This is a genomic window from Arthrobacter sp. Y3225116 (assembly GCF_059091245.1).
Genome location: NZ_JBNHGL010000437.1, coordinates 1 through 1,255, shown reverse-complemented (window position 1 = coordinate 1,255; position 1,255 = coordinate 1). Strand labels below are relative to the sequence as shown.

Sequence of the window (1,255 nt, the reverse complement as noted above, 5' to 3'; positions counted from 1 at the left end):
CGCGGCCGCGCAGGGCCGCCGGGTCCACCACGGTGTCGAAGGCGGCCGCGAAACGTTCCAGCGCCGCCGGAACATGCACGTACCCCGGGTGCACGGCGGGCAGCACGGCCAGGTGCCCGAGGAAACAGGCCAGGTCGTCCACCAGATGGCCCGGACCCAACGAGTCCACGTCCATGAGTCCGGTGATCTTCCCGCCGTCCACCAGCAGGTTCGCCTCGTAAAAGTCGCCGTGCGTCGGGACCAGCGGGCCGGCGTCGGTGGCCGCCAGCAGCCGTTCCACCCGATCTGCCAGGTTGAACACCCGGTCCTGCTCGTCGGGGAGCACGGCCGCCGCTGCCTTGGCGTAGTCGGCTGCGCGGTCGGCCCAGGCCGGGCGCCGCGAGAGTTCCAGCACGCCGGCCGGGAGGGCATCCAGCAGCGCCAGGAGGGTTTCGGGCGCCAGGCTGGCGGCGCCGTCGTCCATCAGGGCTTGGGCCAGCGGCGTCCCCTTCGCCTCCGTGAGCACCACCACGCCGTCGGCCGGGCCGGCGGAGGCAACGGGGGCGGGCAGGCCGGCGTCGGTCAGCAGCCGGTGCCGGCGCATCAGCTGCGCCGCCCGGTCCGGACGGACCACCTTCAAGAAGACCCGGTGTCCGTCCTGCACGGCTTCCAGCACGGCCCGCCGCAGCGGCCGGTAGCTGACCATTTTCAGGTCCGCTTCTCCCCCGCCGAAGACGCTGCGGCCCACCGCAGCCGGGTCGCACGCCGCAGGCAGTCCGACCAGCACCGGGTCGGACGGATACAGCCAGGCGGTCAGCGGGACGGGCCCGCCGTCCAGGCGTACCAGCGGAAGCCCGCAGTCGGGCACCGGCGCTGTGGTGACGCAGACGTACTCGGTCCGCTCGCCGCCGTCGTGCCCGCGGAGCCGCACGGTGTAAATCCCGGTCGCGCCGGCCCCGGGCCGGTGCTGCAGCTTCGCCAGGTTCCAGGACCGCAGCGTGCCGCCGACGGTTCCTACGGCGAGTTCCAGCGCTTCGCGCATGCCGGGACTTTCCAACAGGTCGATGCCGGCGGTCTCGGTGGCCATCAGGTCAACGTTCGGTGCGTCCATGTCTCCATTGCACACCATTGCGGCCCGGAACGCTCGGTACCGCCCACCGGACAAAGCTGTTCCCCGTCCGGTGTGGACGGGCCGCAGCCAACCTGCCGGGCGCCTCGCGTCAGGCCCGCCGGCGCTGCAGGACGTCGTCCAGGTTGAGCCGGTTCGCGGCCGACT

1 protein-coding gene is annotated in these 1,255 nt (G+C 72.9%); it reads right to left on the bottom strand.

Annotated elements, in window-relative coordinates; translation table 11 throughout:
* On the bottom strand, positions 1 to 1,090 hold a 1,090-nt coding region (locus AC5RV2_RS18130; protein ID WP_494093481.1), incomplete at its 3' end, for a phosphotransferase.
* Positions 1,091 to 1,255: the final 165 nt, after the last annotated feature.